Here is a 19,207-nt window from a genome sequence, read left to right on the forward strand (position 1 = left end):
CGAAAGGAAGAAGGGGGCGAAGCGCTCGCTCAGCACGAACCCGCGGGACGCGCCGCTGTGAGGGTGCAACCCACTATCTGCCCGCCTCTGTCTAGAGGGCGTCGCGATGGCACTGCGCGCACCGAGTGCCATCGCGCATCGTCGCGGCGGCCGCCGCCGCGTTCGCCGCGCTAGGTGCGCTTGCGCGCGACCGGCGCGCCGCTGCTCTCGCGCACCGACAGGCTCACCGGCACGATCGTCCTGCGCGGCGGCGCGGCCGCATCCAGCCGCTCCAGCACCAGTTGCGCCGCCTGGCGGCCGCGGGCGCGCGGTTGCGCGGCGAGCGTGGTCAGCGCGGGCGTGCTCACCGCGGCCTCGGGGATGTCGTCGAAGCCGGTGATCGCGAAGTCCTGGCCCGGGCGGATGCCGCGCGCCAGCAGGCCCAGCATCAGGCCCAGCGCGACCGTGTCGTTGTAGCAGACCGCCGCGGTGGGCGGCGCGTCGTGGGCGAACAGGTCACCGTGGCGCGCGGCCGCTTCCAGGCGATTGGGCGCGGACTCGATCAGCCACGCCGGGTCGACTGGCAGCCTGGCTTGCCGCATCGCCTGCGCGTGGCCGGCGCGGCGCTGCCGGCAGGAACTGGAATCGGCATGGCCGCCGTAGAAGGCGATACGGCGGTGGCCGAGCGCGATCAGATGCTCGGTGGCCAGTTGCGCGCCGCGCTGGTTGTCCAGGCCGAGGAAACCCCAGTCGTCGGCGCCGGCAAGTTCGCGGTTGAACAGCAGCACGTTCGCGCGTGCGTCCAGCACCGTGTGCAGTTCGGCGGCGTCGCTGCCCTCGGCCGGCGACAGGATCACGCCGGCCGGCGTGTGTTCCATCAGCGAGGCCAGTACGGCCTGCTGCCGCGCGGGCGATTCGCCGGTGCTGCCGAGCAGGGTCACGTAGCCCTGCTCGCCCAGCGCCTCGTCCACGCCGGCGGCGAACTCGGCGAAGAACGGATTGGCCAGGTCGTTGATGACCAGGGCCACGCAGGTCGAAGTGCGCCGGCGCAGATTGGCGGCGCCGCGGTTGTAGACGTAGCGTTGCCGCTTCAGTTCCGCTTCCACGCGCGCACGCGTGTCGGCATGCACCAGCGGGCTGCCGCGCAGCACCAGCGACACGGTCGCGCGCGAGACGCCGACCGCATCGGCGATGTCGGTGACGGTCACCACCCGCTGGCGGTCGCGCGCGGCGGCGGCCGGTGCGGTCTTTGTGGCCTTTTTCGGCTTGTCCGCATGCTCCGCCGCAACCGGCGCCGCCTTGCGCGCGGCGGCCTTGGCCGCCTTGGAGCCTGCGGATCCGGTTCCGGGTGGACGCTTCTGGCTCATCGGATCGCTTCCCTTCGGACGAGATGCGCAGCGTAAACCATCGGCTGCGCGCGCCTGCCGCGCGACGGCACGGACTCAGCGCCAGCCCAGGCTGGCGGCGGACGGCGGCGCCGCGCACGGCGACACCGGCAGGTCCTGCGGCTGCGTGCCCCAGCCCTGCGGCTGTGGCGCGTCACGCAGGTCGAAACGCAGACGTCCGCCCTGGTGCAACTGCGCCCAATCCAGCCACACCGGCGCGTGCGCACGGCCATCCAGCGACACGCCACCGACGTAGCGCAGCTTGCCATCCCCGGCCTGCGGCGCGTCGATGCGCAGCGTGCGGCCCGGCCCCACGTCCAGTTCGATGCGCGAGAAGCGCGGCGCGTGCAGCAGAAACTGCCCGGTGCCGGGCACCGCCGGGTACAGGCCCATCACGCTGAAGAGGTACCACGCCGACATCGTGCCCAGGTCGTCGTTGCCGGTCACGCCGTTGGGCGCATTGGTGAACAACGTCTGCGCCGCATGCAGCACGGTGCTGGTCTTCCACGGCTGGCCGATCAGCGTGTACATCCACGGCGCATGCAGGTCCGGTTCGTTGTTGGGGTTGTAGCGGAACTGGCTGTAGTAGCTGTACGGCCCCATCACCCATTCCTTGCGCGCCGCGCCGGCCGGGTCGGCCAGCAGCGCGTCGTAGGCGAAGAACGTATCCAGGCGGCGCGCGGTCTGCTCCGGCCCGTGCATCGCCTCCACCAGGCCCGGCACGTCCTGCTGCACCAGCCACTGGTACTGCCAGGCCGTGCCCTCGTGGAAGCCGTGTTGCGAACGCGGATCGTAATGGCCATCCGCCGGCGTGTACCACGCCCCGTCTTCGGTGCGCGGCCGTGGGAAGCCGGTGAAGCCGGTCTGCGTATCGCGCACCGACGGATCCCAGATCGAACGCCAGTTGCGCCCACGGCGGTTCAGCACCGCCGCGTCCTCGGCATGCCCCAGCGCACCGGCCATGGTCGACAGCGCGCAATCGGCCAGCGCGTACTCCAGCGTCGCCGAGCCGCCGTGGTGCGGGTCGACATCCATGCCCTTGGACGGAAACGCGCGGTCGTACTGCACGAAGCCCTGCGCCAGGTAGTTGGCATTGCCGGAACGCCCGGCGTGGCGCGAATTCAACGGCGGCATCTCGAACGCATTGCGGCGCAGCGCGGTGTAGGCCTCGGCCTCGCGCCCCTGCAGCGCGCCGAAGCGCCACAGGTCGACCAGGAACGGCGTGACCGGATCGCCGGTCATCACGTTGGTCTCGAAGTTGGCATAGCCCCAGCGCGGCAGCCAGCCACCTTGTGCATTGATCGCCAGGATCGAGCGGCCGATGTCGGCGGCGCGCTGCGGCCGCAACAACGCCAGCAACTGGTTCTGCGCACGATAGGTGTCCCACAGCGAGAAGAACTCGTGATAGGTCCAGCCGTCGGCGTGGTGGATGCCGTCGTCGTAGCCGCGGTAACGGCCATCGGCGTCGCTGCCGGTCAGCGGCTGCAGCAGCGCGTGGTACAGCGCAGTGTAGAACACCACGCGGTCGTCGCCACTGGCGCCTTGCACGCGCACGCTGGCCAGTTCCTTGTCCCAGGCCTGCTGCGCGCGGGCGCGCATCGCATCGAAGCCGAGCAGGCGGCCGTTGGCCATGCCTTCGCTGCGTAGGTTGTTGCGCGCGCCCTCGGCGTCCACGTGCGAGATCGCCGAGATGGCGGTGACCGCGCGGCCCTTACTCAGGTCGAAGGTGAGCCACGCGCCGCTGGGCTTGCCCTCGCCCTCCATGCCATGCCGCGAGCCCGGCACGCCGCCGGCCTCGCCCCAGGTGCCGAAGGCCTTGAATGGGCGATCGAACTCCAGGCGGAACCAGGTGGTGTACTGGTGCCCGCCGCAGAAGCTCTGCGTCACCAGCTTGCCTTCCACGACGCGGTCGCCGACCACGTTCAGGGTGCTGCCGGTGACCGTGTGGCGGGCGTTGGCCTGGCCGATGTTGACCAGCACGTGGCCCTCGCCCGAGGTGGAAAAGGTGTAGCGCTCGGCCGCAGCGCGGGTCAGTGCGGTCGCTTCGGCGTCGATGCCGCCATAATCGGTCAGCCGCACCTTGTAGTAGCCGGCCTGACCGCGCTCGCCGTCGTGCTGGTAGCGCGCGCCATAGCGGGTGTGGTCGAACGCCTTCGGGTCGCCCGTATCGAACGCGCCGCCGGGGCCGATGCGCCCGGTCACCGGCAGCACCGAGACCTGCCCGCCCTGCTCCCAGCAGCCGGCGCCGGACAGGAAGGAATGGCCGAAGCCGCGGATCTGCGGATCGTCGTAGCGCCAGCCGGCGTAGTGCGCGCCGATCGGGCTGACCTGGATCATCCCGAACGGCGCCGAGGCACCGGGGAAGGTGTTGCCGTCGTCCTTGCTGCCGATGAAGGTGTTGACCTCGGCACTGAGCCGCGGCGCGGCGGCCAGTGCCGGCGTCACCAGCAGCAAGGACAGGGCCAACGTGCGCAGCAGGGAGGGCAGCGGGGAAGACGTCATGCGATGGATCCTGTAGTGGACGACCGCGGCAAGCGCGACGGCGCGGTCGTGGACGGCGAAAACGGCGGCCCGGCCGTCGCCGGACCGTCGCGCCCATGCCGACCGCCGCGCGGCGGACATGGGCACGACAGGCTGCAGCCTAGAACTTGTAGGTCAGCCCCAGGTACGCCAGCCGCCCGGCGTAACCGCCGGTGTAGAAGCGCGCCCGGGTGTCGTCGCCCAGGTGCTGGCGCGACTCCTGCTTGGTCAGGTTGAGCACCGACGCGGTGAGGCTGAGCGCCGGGGTGATGTTGTACGCCGCATTCAGATCGATCTGATAGTACGGCTCCTCGTACACGTTCAAGCCGTTGACCAGGCCCTGCACCAGTTCGCCGCGACGGTTGTACGAGGCGCGCAGCAGCAGGCGGTCGGTCTCGTAGAACACAGTGAGGTTGGTCTGGTTCTTGGCGCTGCCCGGCATCGACGTCTTGCCGACCTCGGTGCCGTCCTCCAGCCGCACCGCGGCCTTGCTGGCATCGTTGTAGGTGTAGTTGAACTGCACGCCGAGGCCGGAGGGCAGCGTGTGCTGCGCGTACAGCTCCACGCCCTGCGACACCGCGTCCTGGCCGCCGGCCTTGGTGCTGTAGTTCTGCACCGTGACCGTCTGGCCGTTGATCAGCATGTTGACGTCGCTGATCACATCGACCGAGAAGTTCTCCACGTTCTTGCGGAACAGCCCCACGCCCGCCACCGAGCCCGGCTGGAAGTACCACTCCAGCCCGAGGTCGAACTGGTTGGCCTTGTACGGTTCCAGCTTCTTGTTGCTGCCCGAGCCGTACCAGCCCTGCTCGCTGGCGCCGCCGGTCAGGCGTCGGTCGGCCACGTATTCCGGGCTGTAGTACTCCAGGCTGCCGGGCGCGGCGATGGCGTTGTAGCTTGGCCGCGCGATCACCTTCGACGCCGCCGCACGCAGCAGCAGGTTCTCGGTCAGGTCGTAGGCCAGGTTGAAGCTGGGCAGCACGTCGGTGTACTTGCGGTCCAGCGCACTGACCACGAACGACTCGGTGCGCTGCTCGGTGTCGGAAAGCCGCCAATAGCCTTCGGTGCCGCAGTAGGTATCGGCTGGCGCGCCCGCGGGCATGGCCGCGCCCTGCTGACAGGCCAGCGGATTGCCGTCGGCACCATCGAAAAAATAATCGTTGTAGGCGGTCACCTTGTCGGTGGAATCGGCATGCTGCCCGGTGCGCGCCACCCGCACGCCGACGTTGCCGCGCAGGCGCTCGGTGTGGAAGTTGAGCTGCAGGTAGGTCGAATAGATCTTCTCGTCGACGTTGTAGACGAAGTTGTCTTCGTTACGGGTCTGCATCGCGCCGTAGGTCTGGTTCAAGTAGCCGATGTAGCCGGGGAAGTTGATCGCCGGGAACGCGCTGGACTTTACCCCGCCGGCCAGGTTGTCCAGCGGGAACAGCAGGTCCGGCGAGAACTGCGTGGCCAGCGCGTTGCAGCGCCCGTTCCAGTAGCGGTTGTTGTAGTCGCTCGGGTCGGCACCCGGGCACACCCAGTAGTTGTTGCCGGTGTTGCGGTGGATGCCGCCGTCGCGGCGCTTGAGGCCGAACTGCAGCGAGTCGAAGAACTCGCCGTCCATGTGCCAGGTGGTATCGATCTGCGCGTACTGCTGCTGGTTGGTGTTGCGGGTCCAGGACGAACCGGTCGAACCCAGGTCGACCTGCAGGATGCCGTCGCGCAGGTTCTGCATCAGCTCCGGCGAGAAGGTCATGGTCGGCGTGCCGGTCAGGTCCCAGGCGCTGGCGAAGTTGCCGTTGGTCCAACTGCCGTCGGCGTTCTGCCGGCGCGGCTTGATCGGCAGCGAGAACTGCAGCTCCGGGCCGCCCTTGGCCCAGGTGCGGCCGGCCTTGAACGACACGTCCACCTTCTCGCCGCGCCACTCGCCGCCCAGGTCCACCGTTTGCGACAGCGACTTCTCGATGTTGTAGCTGCCGGTGATCTGCGGCGTCGGCACCGTGCAGTCGTCCGAGCCCCAGCCGCCCGGCGGCAGGCCGGCCGCGGCGGCCTGCGCTTCGCTACAGTAGTAGGCCTTGCCCGGATGCAGGCTGTAATTGGCGCCGGTGACGATGGTGCCGCTGGGATCGAACTGCAGCCCGTCGAGCAGGCGGCCGCCGCGCCAGTTGCCGTCGCCGTAGTAGCGGGCGATGTTCCACTCGGGGATCTTGACCGTGTTGGTCTGCGAGTTCTGCGATAGATCGAAGCGGAAGTAGTTCGCGGTCAGGGTCAGGTCGTCGGTGGGCTTGAACTGGAAGGTCAGCTGGCCGCCCTTGCGCTCGCGTTCCTCCTGCTTGACGTCCAGGCTGACCGCGGTCGGCATCATGAAGCGGGTGTAGTACTTGCCGTTCTGGTCCCAGAAGCCGGTGCCGCCCCACCAGTCGCCTTTGAAGTCGGACGGTCTGCCGTTGACGTCGACCGCCGGGCCGACCTCGTTAGCGCCGTACCACTGCCAATTCTCGGTACTGGCGTTGAGCGTGCGCGCGGTGCGCTTCTGCTGCGTGTAGCCGACGAACACGCCGAAGCGGTTGTCCTGGTCGTGCCACGAGTACGAGCCGGAGAACTGGCCATCTGTCTTCTTGCTGCTGTCCGACCACACGCCCTCGGCAGACAGGAAACCGGAATTGGGCTCCAGCTCCAGCGGGCGCCGCGTCTGCAGAATCACCGTGCCGCCGATGCCGCCTTCGTCGATGCGCGCTTCCGGTGTCTTGTACAGCTCGGCGCTGCCGAGCAGGTTCGATGGCAGCAGCGTGTAGTTGAACGAGCGCGTCGGGTCGCCGTTGGACTCGGCGGTGGCGATGTAGTTGCCGTTCAACTCGGTCAGCACCAGCTCCGAGGACAGGCCGCGCACGCTGACGTTCTTGCCTTCGCCGCCGTCGCGGGTGATGACCACGCCGGGCACGCGCTGCAGCGCATCGGCCACGTTCTTGTCGGGGAACTTGCCGACGTCCTCCGCCGTGATCACATCGACCACGGCGTTGGCGTTGCGCTTCTGCTCCAGGCTCTTCTCGATCGCGTAGCGGTAGCCGGTGACCGTCACCGCGTCCAGGTCGGTGGCCTTGACCTCGGCCTGCCCCGTGGGGGCCGGCGTGCCGTCGGCCTGCTGGGCGAAGGCGGTGGTGGAGGCGGCCGTCGCGAACAAGGCGATGGCGATGCCGGCAGACAGCGTGCTGCGGTTGCGTGCGGATGGCATGCAGTTCATTTCAATCATCCTCTCCCAAAGATTGATCGGCTGCGGCGGGTTTCTATCGATCCAAGGATCGGGCGAGAACCCCGCGCGGTGTGACACGAAAACTCTCCGGCGCCCTTGCGGCAAGCCGGCTTCCCTACGTCTCCCTCCCCCTTCTGCGCAGATGCGATTGGATCGTTCTAATACAGTGGAAAACTAAGTATCACAGCCCATGCAGCAGCGCATGCTGCCGCGCAACAGGCCTAGTACGGCGTACTACGTCCGCCAGGCGCGTCAGGCAGGCCGCGCTCACCGCGTTCGCACGCGGTCACGGCATGGCCTGCCGCGTCACCGGCTGCAGCAATTCGATCTCGGCCAGCGCCACGTCCTTGCCCGCATCCAGGCGCAGGCGGTAGGCGCTGTACACGCCGGGCTTGGCGATGCGGAACGGCCGCAATTGCCGCGCCCAGGCGAATGTCTGCGCGCGTCGCTGGTCCAGCGTGGTCCAAGCGCCGTCTCCGTTGCGGCCTTCCAGCGTCCATGCCAGGCCGGACACCGCGGCATCGCCGCTGGTCAGCGTGTAGTGCGTGGCGCGCTGCGGCGCTGCGAAACGCAAGTCGACGCTGGCACCGGCCGGCAGCGGCAGCGCCGTGGTCGCATCGTCGTCGATCAGGGCCGCGGCCTTGGGCTGTCCTTCCAGCGACACCGCCACGGCCTGCGACGCCACATCCTCCAGCCCACGCGGCGCGCTGCCCGGCGGCGTCAGCGACGGCGGCAATGCGTCCGCGCCGCTGCCCCAGCGCGACGGCGTCGCCCCCATCACGAACTCCAGCGTGGCGCCGTCGGCGATGTCCTGGTGGCGCAGCCAGGCGGTGTTCCACGGCTTGCCGTTGAGCGTGAGGGACTGCACGTACACGTTGCGCGCACTGTTGTTGCGCGCGATCACCACCAGCTTGCGGCCGTTGCCGAGCTCGACCTCGGCGCGCGGGAACGCCGGCGAGCCGATCACGTACTCCGGCGCGCCCATCCGCAACGGATACAGACCGAGCATCGCGAACAGGTACCATGCCGACATCTCGCCGTTGTCCTCGTCGCCCGGATAGCCCTGGCCGATCTCGCTGCCCAAGTACAGGCGGCGCAGCACCTCGCGGGTGAGGCGCTGGGTCTTCCACGGCTGCCCCGCGGCCACGTACATCCACGGCAGATGATGCGAGGGCTGGTTGCTGTGCGCGTACATGCCCATGCGCACGTCGCGCGCCTCGGTCATCTCGTGGATGACGCCGCGGTAGCTGCCGGCGAAGCGCCTGTCTGCGGTCTCCGGCGTGGCGAAGAGTTCGTCCAGGCGGGCCGCCATGGCGTCCTCGCCGCCCAGCAACCCGGCCAGGCCGGCCGCGTCGTGCGGCGTGGTGAAGGCGAAGGTCCAGGCATTGGCCTCGGTGTAGTCGCCGCCCCATACGCGCGGATCGAAGGTCGACGCAGGCATGCTCCACTGGCCGGCCGGCGTGCGCCCGCGGAAGAAGCGCGTGACCGGGTCGAACAGATACACATAATCGGTGGCACGCGCCCGGAAGTACTCGGCTTCCTCGCGGTAACGCTGTGCCTGCTGCGGCTCCTGTTCTTGTTCCGCCAACGCCTGCGCCATCTGCGCCAGGCCGAAATCATTGAGCGCACCCTCCAGCGTCCACGACAGCCCTTCGTGCACGTCGTTGGCCGCGTAGCCGCGGTACATCGAGCGGGCCAGGCCCTTGCGGCCGACGTTCGACACCGGCGGCACCACCGTCGCGTTGCGCAGCGCCGCCGCATAGGCCTCGTGCGGATCGAACCCACGCACGCCCTTCAGCCAGGCATCGGCAAAGGCCACATCGGAACTGGTGCCGACCATCAGGTCCGCATAGCCCGGCGAGGACCAGCGCGCCACCCAGCCGCCGTCGCGGTACTGCTGCAGGAAACCATCGATCATCGCCCCGGCCTGCTCCGGCGCGAACAACGCATACGCCGGCCAACTGGTGCGGAAGGTGTCCCAGAAGCCGTTGTTGACGTAGACCTTGCCCGGCACGATCGGCGCCGCGGTGCGCTCGGCATCTCCGCCGGTGTTGTCCTTGGACCAACTGTTCTGGTCGGCATGACGCCAATCCGGATGCGCCGCGTCGCCGAGGTTCTCGTGGGCGATGTTGGGATACAGGAACAGCCGGTACAAATTGGAGTACACCGTGACCCGCTGGTCGTGGCTGGCGCCTTGCACCCGTACCCGCCCCAGCACCGCGTCCCACGCGTCCTGCGCACGCGACTGCACCACCTCGAACCCGGCGTCGCCGATCTCCTGCTGCAGATTGCGCTGCGCCTGCTCCACCGAGATCAGCGAGGTGGCAATGCGCATCACCACCGTGCGGTCCGCGCCCGGCGCGAACTTGACGTAGCCGGTCGGACGGCCGGTGGCGATCTTGCCGCTTGAAGCCCAAGGACGGTCGAAGCGCGCATACACGAACAGGCGCGTGGCACCGTTGGACAGGCCGCTGCGCGTGTCGGAATAGCCACGCAGCGTCTGCGTCGCCGCGTCCAGGGTCAGCCCGCCACGCGCGTCGACGTTGTCGAACAGCAGGTTGGCATCGCCACCCTCGGGAAAGCGGAAGCGGAAGACCGCGGCCCGCTCGCTCGGCGTCAGCTCCGCGCGGATACCGTTGTCGAAGTCCACCCGGTACAGATGCGGGCGCGCCTCCTCGTGGTCGTGGCTGAAGGACAACGCGCGCTTCGCGCGGTCCGCCTCCGGCACCCCGCGCGTGGACGAGGGCATCACCTGGAAGGTCTGGCGATCGCCCATCCACGGGCTGGGTTCATGGCTGATCGACAGCGCCTGCAACCGCGGCCGGTTGTCGTCGCCGTTCTGCTCGTTCCAGCGGTACAGCCAGCTCAGCGTCCCCGCATCGGTCGCCGGCACCCAGAATTTGAAGCCATGCGGCATGGCCGTGGCCGGGATGTTGTTGCCGCGCGAAAACGTGCCATTGGACTGCGTGCCGCGCGTAGTCACCACCTCGTCGCTGGGCCGCCGCGCCGCCTGCAGCGCCGCTTCACGGCTCACCGCGACATCGTCGATCCAGCCCGACGCCACCTTGCCGGCGCCGGGCTGCACCTGCAGCTCGATCGCACGGATGCGCCTGCCGCGCAAGGCCGCCACCTCACCCAGCCGCACCTGCTTGAACGCCCACTGCTGCGGATACAGCGTCTTCGACGCCGCCTGCCCTGCTGCACTGACCGGCGCTCCGTGCTGGTCTTCCGCGCCCAACTCGGACAGGCGGCGCCCATCGTCGAACAGCAGATCCACCGCCACGCCGGTCGACGCCACCGTCTCGCCATCGACGATCTCCGGCAGCACCATCCACGACAGCACCGTGTCCGGCTCCACCGGCAGATCGACCGCGAACAGTTGTGCACGACCGGGCGCATTGGCGCGATAGTGCAGCGAATGCAGCCCGGTGTAGCCCATGCCGGCCTTGGCCGCGTAGGGCTGCTCGGGGCCGTTGCCGATGGCGACCTGGAGACCTGTGCTGTTGGACTGCGTGGACGACGCAGGCACATGTTCGCCGCGCTCGAACGAAGACGCGAAGCCGGGATCGGCCGCACATGCCGCGCCGCTGCCCGCGCACAACAGCGCCGACACCGCGACGGACGCCCACCACCGGCGCGAAGACTCAAGCGGGTGCGCAAAGCACGAGCGGATTGGCATGACAGACTCCCCAAACTCTCTCGGTCGGTTGTGCCGCGACGTGTGGCGTCAAGCACTTCCGGTGGCAACGGCGCACAGTGAAGGCACGCAACGTGGACCGGATCGACCCGATGAATCGCAGCTCAAGTCGGCATCCGGCACCGTTTCACGACCGCAGCTGCATGCGGGCAGAAGAGCAGGCCTCAGCAAACGCGTCGCACACGATCCCTACCCGCCGTCCCCCCAAGGATGCGCTGCATCAACGGCTTTGGATCGATCCAACCGTGCTAGAAGTAACACGCCTGTCGCAGAGTTGCATGCTGCTGCGCAACAGTTCGCCTGCGGATCGACACGCGATCCAGCATCGATCGCGTGACGTCGATACGAAGAAGGATGATGCTGAATCGTCCCGCGACGAGGAGCGATCGAGGGGGATAGAGCGCCCTGCCTGACCGACGATCAACGGCTACACTGGCAAGCGCAGGATCGCTCCACACACACAGGGGGTTTCAAATGAAAATGGCCACACTCGCAATTTTGGCTGGACTGCTGGCGACGTCGAGCGCACTTGCCGACACAACACGCTGCTCGACGGACTCGTACGGCAACACCACGTGTCGCGGCGACGACGGAAGCGTGACGCGCACCAGCAAAGACTCCTACGGCAATACCACAACCCGTGACGACCAGGGCAACGTGATTCGCTGCTCCTCGGACTCGTACGGCAACAAGACCTGCCGGGGCGACGACGGAAGCGTGATGCGTAGCAGCACGGACTCCTACGGCAATACCACCACCCGTGACGACCGGGGCAACACGATTCGCTGCTCCACGGACTCCTACGGCAACAAGACCTGCCGCGGCGACGACGGAAGCGTGACGCGCAGCAGCACGGACTCCTACGGCAATACCACGACCCGTAGCGACTAGGGCAACGTGGTTCGCAGCGCGCCGGACTTCTTCGGCAACACGACGTGTCGCGACGACAAGGGCAGCGCAACGCGCTGCAGCACCGTCAGCTTTGGCATTGCCACTTGCCGACAAACAGCCTGACGCTGCATTCAAGCCGACGCCGCGCTGCCGCGCGGCTTGATCCAGCAACGTCCTTCCGCGCGATGACCAGTTGAAGATTCTTGCTGGCGCGGTGTGAGATTCCGTGCGCTGGCGCGAATCATGGTGTCGAGGGGCGCGAAGGCCGCGCCGGTGAACCAATGGATACCATCGCAACCGCCATGACCGCGAACGACGCCCGAGATGCCTTCAGCGCGCTGCTGCAGCGCCATTCCGGCATCGTGTTCAAGGTCGCCGGCAGCTATGCGCGCGGTGCCGAGGACCGCGCCGATCTGGCCCAGGAAATCGCGGCACAGCTCTGGCACGCCTGGCCGACGTACGACCCCGCGCGCAGCGTCAGCACCTGGATGTACCGGATCGCGCTGAACGTGGCGATCAGCCACCTGCGCAACCGCGAACTACGGCAGCGGCACGACGCGATGCCGCTGGACGAAACCCTGCACGACCTGGCCGACGGCAACGCCGCGGACCCGGAGAACGAACAGCGGCTTCGCCTGCTGCAGGACGTCATCGCCCGCCAGCCGCCGCTGGACCGCGCACTGTTGCTGCTCTACCTCGAAGACCGCCCGCAACGCGAGATCGCCCAGATCCTCGGCATCACCGAAAGCAATGTCTCCACCAAGATCGGACGCCTGAAACAGCGCATCCGCGACGAATTTCGCTAGACCACGCCATGGAGACCATGATGGAACTCGACGACTTCAAATCGGCCTGGCAATCGCTGGACCGCCGGCTGCAACTGGACAACACGTTGAAGCTGCACGCATTGCGCGAGCGCAAACTGGACAGGACGCGCGGCAGCCTGCGCCCGCTCTACTGGGGCCAGGTGCTGCAGATCCTGTTCGGCATTGCGTTCGTCCTGCTCGCGTCGCTGCTGTGGATGAGCCAGCCAGCACATACCGCGCCCATCGTCGCCGGCGTGCTGGTGCAGGCGTATGGCGTGCTGACGATCGTCGCGGCCGGCGTGGTGCTGGGGCAACTCGGCAACATCGACTATGCGCAGCCGGTCGTCGGCATCCAGAAGCAATTGCTGCGCGCACGCACGCTGTACATCCGCAGCGGCATGGTCGCCGGTCTACCGTGGTGGCTCCTGTGGATCGCGGTCTTGCAGACCTTGGCTGGCCTGGGCGATGTCGATCTGCTGGCCAAGGCCCCCGCGCTGGTATGGAGCGGCTACGGCATCGGCATCGCCGGCCTGCTCGGCACCTGGTGGTTCCACCGCTGGGCACGCCGCCCGCACCGCGCCGAGTTCGGCCGGAAGATGGACGATTCCTTGAGCGGCGGCAGCCTGCGCAAGGCGCTGGCGCAACTGGACGAACTGCAGCGCTTCGAGCGCGACTGAGTGCGCTTTCCCACGGCCGTCACCATCCACAAATGTCGCTTGGTCCAACTACCGGCTTACCCCTGCCGCCTGTGAGCAGCGCTCCCAGTCCGCGTCGTAGTGCAGTTCCATCTCCCCGCGCGCAGGCAGCGTACATCGCGCCACGCGAACGCCATTGGTCCAGATGGAGAGGCTGCGACTGTGCGATCGACGCCCCATCTCACCACTCCACTTGCTTGGCGGCGGCGGTGGAGTCGTCGCGGGTGCCGATGGTCAACTCCAACCCCAGCGCCGCGCACCAGGCCAGGAGTTGTTCGACGCTCAACGCATGAGCATTCAACTCCAGATGAGAAACCCGCGACTGGCTCAGGCCGAGACGGCCGGCCAGTGCAGCCTGAGTCAGCCCCTTGGCCTTGCGTGCGGCCTGCAGCGTCGCGCCTAGTTGCGTTGCGGTGACCAGAACGTGGCGTGTCGACATTGCAGTAATACCCGTTATCCCGCTAATCGCAAGATACCCGCAAAACGAATAAAGCTCACATAGCTGATATCCAGGTAGAGCCGTTCGCTGCCGGCTAGTCCTAGCGCTGGTGAATACGGCTTTTTCGCACCGCATGAAGCGGTGCCGATTGCCCAATTCGCCGAGGCACAATCGCGGGCACCTTCTGCGGTGATTAGGGCAGCCAATCGCCACATAACATCCGCATTGCCCGCAGGGGACGGCGATGTACGCCGTACGAGGAGGCTACTCCGTCAAAGGGGACGGCGTGTAGTGACGACGCGGCCAGCACCGCGCCGCCGCCCCTCGAGCGATTCGGCAAGAGCCGGCCACCCCAGCAATGCCACTGCCAGAACCGAGCGGCTACGGTGCCACCCTGGACCTGCGTCGCGCCTTCGCCGCAGGCGGCGGCGCCACCGGCACAGCCGTGATCAGCAGGGCGCCATTGGCCATCGTGATGCGCACCTTGCCGCCCACCGCGAAGCCCAGGCCTTCCAGCCACAGGCCATGCAAGCGCAGGCTGGGCACCTGCCGCCCGACCCGCATGCCATTGCGGTCCACATCGTAGTAGCGATAGCCGATAGTGCATTGCGTGGGCCGGCGCGGGACCGAGCGCCTGGGCACTGGGTCCTTGTCAGCATCGGAACACAACGGCGGCGCCGACGCGCCAGGCAGCGGTTCGGCGGCAATCGCATCCAAGGGGTCGGGGGATTCGAGCTTGAGCCAGCAGGGTGGTGCCTTGGCGGCGCGGCGAGTGGATGCGGTCTTCGAGCGAACGGAAGGGTTACGGGGCATGACGTTCTCCTTTTGAGTAGGAGTCCGCCATCGCGAGACCAATCGGGGTGGCGGACGGTGCGGGTTGGTCTACCGGTCAAAAGGCAACCCGGCGGGCCCGAAGGCCCCCACGCACCGCCCGCCATTGAAGAGCGAGCAGGCCCGACGCGATGTCGAGGCAACAAAAAAGCGCCTGATATCGACGAAGGGCGCTGGTGCGCCATTTGATTTCGGGAGACCAATCCCGGCTGCGGAATTTGCCGCAACGAATAGATAATTGCTATATCACAGAGAGGTTGTCAACGCTTAAAGCGTGATGCTTGTAGACACATGCTTGAGATACCCCTGGTGCAGATAGAGTCAACCTGGACCCAATAGCGAGCTGTACCCGACACGCGCGGTAATATCAGCAATGCCGAACTCGCTGCCAGGTGCTTCACCGGGTCAGTTTCGTATACACCCCAGTCTTCGGCCAGCAGCGGATCCAACGAGCTGCGGTCGCGGCATTGCAGCACACCACCTGCGCAAGTTGTGAGGGGGGCAGTTGCATGCTGGACTCAAATCGAAAGAGCCGGTGTCCCCCGGGCTTTGAAAGCGGACCACGACCGGGTATCCCGGTCAGACGGCGGAAACAAAAAAGCCCCAGCTTCCGCCGGGGGCTTCTATGTCACAGTGCCATTAAAGAACCGGAGAGGTGTGCACCTGTCAATCGCTGGACGGGCGGCGTATTAGCGCGTAGGGACCATCCGAACGCAGGAACGGCCTTAGATCGTAGAAGGAGACCAGAACTGACCAGGTGCCACATACGTATGGGGCCACCTGATATGGTGGGAAAAGAAAAGTTAGCCCATATTCAGACATGCTAAACGACCCGAAATTCTCTGAGGAGGCACCAGCACCCCGTTGGAGCCATTCGATGTTTTCAGGACTCGGGTCCCGCCCAAACCTGAGCCAATACTCTTTTCGCAGTTCTGTTATGCATACCGCACTTATTACCTCCAAAGCGGGTTCCAGCTCAACAAACAGATCGCCAAGCTCAAATTGCACCAAAAATGGATCCAGAACGAAATTGTAAGTCTCAAAGTGAGAATTAGGGTGAGCGGCACCCGCTCCATACCAACCAACGTTATAAACGACACTAAGAACGCGATCTGAAGCATAGGCAATCTGGTAGTCGTCCCAGCGCCCGTTCGACGCGGCATCGCGATAGTTCCCCTCAAACAACTCAGGGCTCTGCTCCCATGTCTTTTGCCTCGCGTCCACTGTCACCTTAGCCGCACGCCCCTCGAAGAACCGGCTTAGCTCCTCAGCAAGTGGAATAGCCGACTGCGACGTAAATCTGGGGTAGGCGATTGCGATGTCGTGCCCCGGCAAAGCCTCCCATTTCTCAGAAGTAGCGCGAGGAAGCACGCGAAATATTCCGAATTCAGACCCTTCCTCTACCTTGATCGATTGTTGCTCAGCTGCTAAAGCAAGAGATGCTGAAATACTGCTCTTTGCGAATGGAGTGTCCCATGCAATATGCTGCAACCGTGCAGAGATGTGCGACGGAACCTCGCACGCCTCCAGGAGGATCGGAATTGCATAGACATCGGTCGGCAGTTTATAAACCAACTTCTGTAAAGCCTCATTTGCCTCTCGCTGGACGAAACCTCTTTTTGAAACACTCCTGGGACTCAGCAAGAGAAGAATGACGTTAGCATCGTTAAATGCCTTCTCAATCTCCGCCTCCCAGTTTTGCCCCGGAAGTATGCGCCTTTGATCCATCCAAGGCTCAACGCCGATGGATCCAAGCCAATCGAAAATCTCTAGTGCTGTTGCTTCGTCTTCTCGCGCGTAGCTCACAAATACTTTAAACATAAAAAAAGCCCACTCCCCCAAGTTGGGTGAAGCATACTCGGATTACGCAGCTTCAGACACCCGCGCTTCCATGCGAGCACGCACACACTGAAAACTCAGCTCCACCAAGCTCGAGAACGAGGTCAGGCTCACTTCTAGCACTCTCTTCTTTTCAAGAGCAGACAACATTCAATTGCCGTCGCTTATAGCCGTTAGGCAATCATCACAACGGCTCCCACGCATTGACGATGGGAACTCCTGTGGGTTCAAAATCAGAGACATTGCGCGTAACTACCGCCATGCCATGCACAAGCGCCGTCGCCGCGATGAGCGCGTCGCGCTCGCCGCGCTTGTCGGGCACATGCAGCCGGGCGCAGCGTTGCGCCACAGTGGTATCGATCGGCAATGTGCGTCCGGAGAATTCTGGCAATACGTGTTGCTCCAGCCACGCGCGCAGCATGGCACCCTGGGTGGCGTCCTTGCGTTCGATCGACAGAACGCCCAGCTCCAGCTCCATGACGGTGATGGCCGAGATGAAGAGATCGGCGGCATCGACGCTTTCCGCCCACGCCGCCACATTCGCATCCGCTTTGCCGAGCCGCACCTTGCGCAACTCCGACAGCACGTTGGTGTCGAGCACGTACATCACGAAAGATCAGCCGGCCGGGCTCCAATCGTCACGCGCGGCGGCTCAAACTCGACGTCTGCAATGCCCGGCATCGCCAGCGCATCGGCGATGTTGCGCCGCTGCCTGGTCAGCCGTTGGTAGTCCTCGAAGCTCAACAGTACGTGCGCAGGCTTGCCGCGGTCAGTGATGAACACCGGGCCGCTCTTGGTGGCCTTCTTTGCCCGCGTCACGTCCTGATTCAGTTCCCGACTTGATAGCGTTGTGACGGTCATAGGGCACCTCCTAGATCCGCTGAATGTAGTTACGTTACTACAAAGACGTTTGAGGGTCAAATGACGGATCAACACGGCGACAAGCGCCTCAGCCAGGCAGCCGCTCCTGTCGAGAACGGGCCGGGTTCTCTCCTAACATGCGCTATTTTCAAGAGCGGACAACATGCAGTCGCCGTTGCATGCTGCTGGTAGACCACTAGCAATCGCTACTGCCCGCATCACATCGCCCCACAAAGCTATCGCTGCCAGGACTAGCCCCCCACACTTCTGCTAGTTAACCTGGTGACACGCGAGAGGAGCTATATGGCACGAGGCACAGACTGGTCGCATGAAGAAGTGGAGGCCTGCGTCGCCGACTACTTGCACATGCTCACGCTCGAACTGAACGGCCAGCGGTATAGCAAGACCGTCCATGCACGTGCGCTGGCCGAGCGGCTCGACGGGCGCAACAGGGCCGCCATCGAGTTCAAACACTGCAACATCAGCGCAGTCCTTCTCGCACTCGGCTACCCGTACATTGATGGCTACAAGCCGCGTGGCAATTACCAGACCCTGTTGTTCGACGTGGTGGGAAGTCAAGCGCAGTCGAACGATGCACTACAGGCCGCTGCTCAATCCGCCGTGCTGCGACCTGCCGTAATGATTGCCCCAGAGGATACGGAAGCCATATGGGTTCCTGCACCGACAGCGGCGCGGGTAAGAGAGACACCACCTATCTACCTGCCCCGATTCTCGCCTGTCCAACGCGACTACCTGGCACAAGAAGCGCGGAATCAATCGCTGGGGCGGGCCGGCGAATTATTCGTAATAGAGTTGGAAACCCGACGCCTTCATGCAGCCGGCCAAAAACGCCTGGCCAATCGGGTCGAGCACATAGCCGCTTCTCAAGGCGATGGCCTAGGCTACGACGTACTCTCCTACGAGACCGATGGCCGAGAACGACTCATCGAGGTAAAGACCACCGCGTTCGGCATCCTGACTCCATTCCATGTCAGCCGCAACGAACTGGCGCGCTCGGAAGTCGATGCTGACAAATATCGCCTTTATCGTCTCTTCGACTTCCGTGCAAAACCACGCCTATTCGATCTACCCGGCGCTATAGCTTCGCATTGCCATTTCGAGGCAACCATGTACATCGCGCGCTTCTAAGACGACGGCCTCAATAACACTACAAGAATGGGGTCGGGCTCACTTCCAACGTCCGCTCATCTTGAAAAGCAGACAGCATGCAATTGCCTTTGCATGCTGATGGTGGGCCCACCAGGATTCGAACCTGGAACCAAAGGATTATGAGTCCTCTGCTCTAACCGTTGAGCTATAGGCCCGGATGCGTCCGGAGCGGGCGGGCGATGCGTCGGCCGCCGGCTTGGCGCCTCTGGCGTACTCGCTGGGGAGGCGCCGAAGCAGCGTGAGTTTACAGTTCGACGTGGCGCGCTGTCTTCCCGGGACGGGAGCGTCGGGGCTCCCACGCAGCTTACCCCTACGCGTGAAAACGGTAGCGGGCCGTGCTGCCACCCATCAGCAGGGGCCGCAACCTTCCGCCAGCCACAAACAGCGAGCGCCGCTACTCGCCCCCAATGCCAGAGAACATGCTCGCGACGCAAGCAGCGACCTGCTGCGCCTGCCCCTCCGGCACAATGATCTTCACGACTTTACTGCCGGTCCAGTGGAACACGTGGTCATCCAGCAGTTCGATGGCGAGTACGTTCCCGTTGAACGCGTATCTCGCCCGCCTGGTCGCGAATCCATGGATCTGGTCGTCCGCCTCGATGTAGAGGCACCCGGGATCCTCGATCTCGTCCCGGCAGAGCCCGATGTTGTACGGCAGGCCGGCACGCTCTTGTTCGATCAGGAAGCCCAGCGAAAAGTAGCCGTCGTCGCTTTCCTGGTTGTCGACGTCCACCCGCAGCGACTTCAGGATGTCATCCATGCGCCCTCCCATGCGTCCCCTGCCCCGCCGAGCGGTGCGAGCTGGCACCAGGATAGCGCGTGCCCGCGACACCATGGCCGCGCACACGTCCACGCCCTGCCG

Annotated in this window: 15 protein-coding genes and 1 tRNA gene; 5 read left to right on the forward strand and 11 right to left on the reverse strand. The window is 65.4% G+C overall.

What is annotated here, in order from left to right; genetic code table 11:
- Positions 1–170 precede the first annotated feature (170 nt).
- The 4 genes from CEK65_RS10340 to CEK65_RS10355 all read right to left on the reverse strand — a co-directional run bounded on the left by CEK65_RS10340 (position 171) and on the right by CEK65_RS10355 (position 10,795).
- A complete protein-coding gene (locus CEK65_RS10340; RefSeq protein WP_152181656.1) occupies positions 171–1,346 on the reverse strand; it encodes a LacI family DNA-binding transcriptional regulator in 1,176 nt (391 codons plus the stop codon).
- A gap of 75 nt (positions 1,347–1,421) precedes the next feature.
- The gene (locus CEK65_RS10345) at positions 1,422–3,866 is read right to left on the reverse strand and encodes a GH92 family glycosyl hydrolase (RefSeq protein ID WP_152181657.1); all 2,445 of its coding nucleotides are present in this window, start codon (positions 3,864–3,866) and stop codon (positions 1,422–1,424) included.
- Positions 3,867–4,005: 139 nt separating this feature from the next.
- Positions 4,006–7,107: a TonB-dependent receptor gene (locus CEK65_RS10350; RefSeq protein WP_193314752.1), complete on the reverse strand. Its 3,102-nt coding sequence runs from the start codon at positions 7,105–7,107 to the stop codon at positions 4,006–4,008.
- 295 nt (positions 7,108–7,402) lie between these two features.
- The gene (locus tag CEK65_RS10355) at positions 7,403–10,795 is read right to left on the reverse strand and encodes a GH92 family glycosyl hydrolase (protein WP_152181658.1); all 3,393 of its coding nucleotides are present in this window, start codon (positions 10,793–10,795) and stop codon (positions 7,403–7,405) included.
- 92 nt (positions 10,796–10,887) lie between these two features.
- Here CEK65_RS10355 and CEK65_RS10360 point away from each other — a divergent pair, with 92 nt between their 5' ends.
- The 4 genes from CEK65_RS10360 to CEK65_RS10375 all read left to right on the forward strand — a co-directional run bounded on the left by CEK65_RS10360 (position 10,888) and on the right by CEK65_RS10375 (position 13,187).
- A complete protein-coding gene (locus tag CEK65_RS10360; protein ID WP_152181659.1) occupies positions 10,888–11,226 on the forward strand; it encodes a hypothetical protein in 339 nt (112 codons plus the stop codon).
- Between the two features lie 61 nt (positions 11,227–11,287).
- Positions 11,288–11,704, forward strand: coding sequence for a hypothetical protein (locus CEK65_RS10365; protein WP_152181660.1), 417 nt, complete (start codon positions 11,288–11,290; stop codon positions 11,702–11,704).
- 302 nt (positions 11,705–12,006) lie between these two features.
- Positions 12,007–12,510 carry a sigma-70 family RNA polymerase sigma factor gene (locus CEK65_RS10370; protein WP_193314753.1) on the forward strand — a complete coding sequence of 168 codons (504 nt, stop codon included), beginning with the start codon at positions 12,007–12,009 and terminating at the stop codon, positions 12,508–12,510.
- Positions 12,511–12,530: 20 nt separating this feature from the next.
- A complete protein-coding gene (locus CEK65_RS10375; protein ID WP_152181662.1) occupies positions 12,531–13,187 on the forward strand; it encodes a serine/threonine protein kinase in 657 nt (218 codons plus the stop codon).
- Positions 13,188–13,386: 199 nt separating this feature from the next.
- On the opposite strand, the gene CEK65_RS10380 is transcribed toward CEK65_RS10375, so the two are convergent.
- The 5 genes from CEK65_RS10380 to CEK65_RS10400 form a co-directional block, all read right to left on the reverse strand.
- Positions 13,387–13,644: a helix-turn-helix transcriptional regulator gene (locus tag CEK65_RS10380; protein ID WP_152181663.1), complete on the reverse strand. Its 258-nt coding sequence runs from the start codon at positions 13,642–13,644 to the stop codon at positions 13,387–13,389.
- A gap of 381 nt (positions 13,645–14,025) precedes the next feature.
- On the reverse strand, positions 14,026–14,457 hold the full coding sequence (locus CEK65_RS10385) for a SymE family type I addiction module toxin (protein ID WP_152181664.1): 432 nt from the start codon (positions 14,455–14,457) through the stop codon (positions 14,026–14,028).
- 684 nt (positions 14,458–15,141) lie between these two features.
- Positions 15,142–16,317 carry a TIR domain-containing protein gene (locus CEK65_RS10390; RefSeq protein WP_226980542.1) on the reverse strand — a complete coding sequence of 392 codons (1,176 nt, stop codon included), beginning with the start codon at positions 16,315–16,317 and terminating at the stop codon, positions 15,142–15,144.
- Between the two features lie 181 nt (positions 16,318–16,498).
- The gene (locus CEK65_RS10395) at positions 16,499–16,921 is read right to left on the reverse strand and encodes a type II toxin-antitoxin system VapC family toxin (RefSeq protein ID WP_043094583.1); all 423 of its coding nucleotides are present in this window, start codon (positions 16,919–16,921) and stop codon (positions 16,499–16,501) included.
- Positions 16,921–17,175: a type II toxin-antitoxin system Phd/YefM family antitoxin gene (locus CEK65_RS10400; RefSeq protein WP_152181665.1), complete on the reverse strand. Its 255-nt coding sequence runs from the start codon at positions 17,173–17,175 to the stop codon at positions 16,921–16,923. Before CEK65_RS10400 ends, CEK65_RS10395 begins: the two co-directional genes overlap by 1 nt.
- 366 nt (positions 17,176–17,541) lie before the next feature.
- On the opposite strand from CEK65_RS10400, the gene CEK65_RS10405 reads away from it, so the two are divergent.
- Positions 17,542–18,324: a DUF3883 domain-containing protein gene (locus CEK65_RS10405; RefSeq protein ID WP_226980543.1), complete on the forward strand. Its 783-nt coding sequence runs from the start codon at positions 17,542–17,544 to the stop codon at positions 18,322–18,324.
- Positions 18,325–18,424: 100 nt separating this feature from the next.
- Here CEK65_RS10405 and CEK65_RS10410 read toward each other — a convergent pair.
- Positions 18,425–18,500: transfer RNA gene (locus CEK65_RS10410), tRNA-Ile, on the reverse strand.
- A gap of 239 nt (positions 18,501–18,739) precedes the next feature.
- Positions 18,740–19,105, reverse strand: a complete 366-nt coding sequence (locus tag CEK65_RS10415; RefSeq protein ID WP_226980544.1) for a hypothetical protein — start codon at positions 19,103–19,105, stop codon at positions 18,740–18,742.
- Positions 19,106–19,207 lie beyond the last annotated feature (102 nt).

This window comes from Xanthomonas sp. LMG 12459 (assembly GCF_009192905.1).
Taxonomy (GTDB): domain Bacteria; phylum Pseudomonadota; class Gammaproteobacteria; order Xanthomonadales; family Xanthomonadaceae; genus Xanthomonas_A; species Xanthomonas_A sontii.

Excerpts from the sequence above, each read along its gene's own strand:
- CEK65_RS10370 (WP_193314753.1), top strand. The coding sequence starts at position 12,007 with ATGACCGCGAACGACGCCCGAGATGCCTTCAGCGCGCTGCTGCAGCGC.
- CEK65_RS10355 (WP_152181658.1), bottom strand. The coding sequence starts at position 10,795 with ATGCCAATCCGCTCGTGCTTTGCGCACCCGCTTGAGTCTTCGCGCCGG.
- CEK65_RS10385 (WP_152181664.1), bottom strand. The coding sequence starts at position 14,457 with ATGCCCCGTAACCCTTCCGTTCGCTCGAAGACCGCATCCACTCGCCGC.
- CEK65_RS10395 (WP_043094583.1), bottom strand. The coding sequence starts at position 16,921 with ATGTACGTGCTCGACACCAACGTGCTGTCGGAGTTGCGCAAGGTGCGG.
- CEK65_RS10405 (WP_226980543.1), top strand. The coding sequence starts at position 17,542 with ATGCTCACGCTCGAACTGAACGGCCAGCGGTATAGCAAGACCGTCCAT.
- CEK65_RS10365 (WP_152181660.1), top strand. The coding sequence starts at position 11,288 with ATGAAAATGGCCACACTCGCAATTTTGGCTGGACTGCTGGCGACGTCG.
- CEK65_RS10345 (WP_152181657.1), bottom strand. The coding sequence starts at position 3,866 with ATGACGTCTTCCCCGCTGCCCTCCCTGCTGCGCACGTTGGCCCTGTCC.
- CEK65_RS10415 (WP_226980544.1), bottom strand. The coding sequence starts at position 19,105 with ATGGATGACATCCTGAAGTCGCTGCGGGTGGACGTCGACAACCAGGAA.
- CEK65_RS10400 (WP_152181665.1), bottom strand. The coding sequence starts at position 17,175 with ATGACCGTCACAACGCTATCAAGTCGGGAACTGAATCAGGACGTGACG.
- CEK65_RS10350 (WP_193314752.1), bottom strand. The coding sequence starts at position 7,107 with ATGAACTGCATGCCATCCGCACGCAACCGCAGCACGCTGTCTGCCGGC.
- CEK65_RS10380 (WP_152181663.1), bottom strand. The coding sequence starts at position 13,644 with ATGTCGACACGCCACGTTCTGGTCACCGCAACGCAACTAGGCGCGACG.
- CEK65_RS10340 (WP_152181656.1), bottom strand. The coding sequence starts at position 1,346 with ATGAGCCAGAAGCGTCCACCCGGAACCGGATCCGCAGGCTCCAAGGCG.
- CEK65_RS10375 (WP_152181662.1), top strand. The coding sequence starts at position 12,531 with ATGGAACTCGACGACTTCAAATCGGCCTGGCAATCGCTGGACCGCCGG.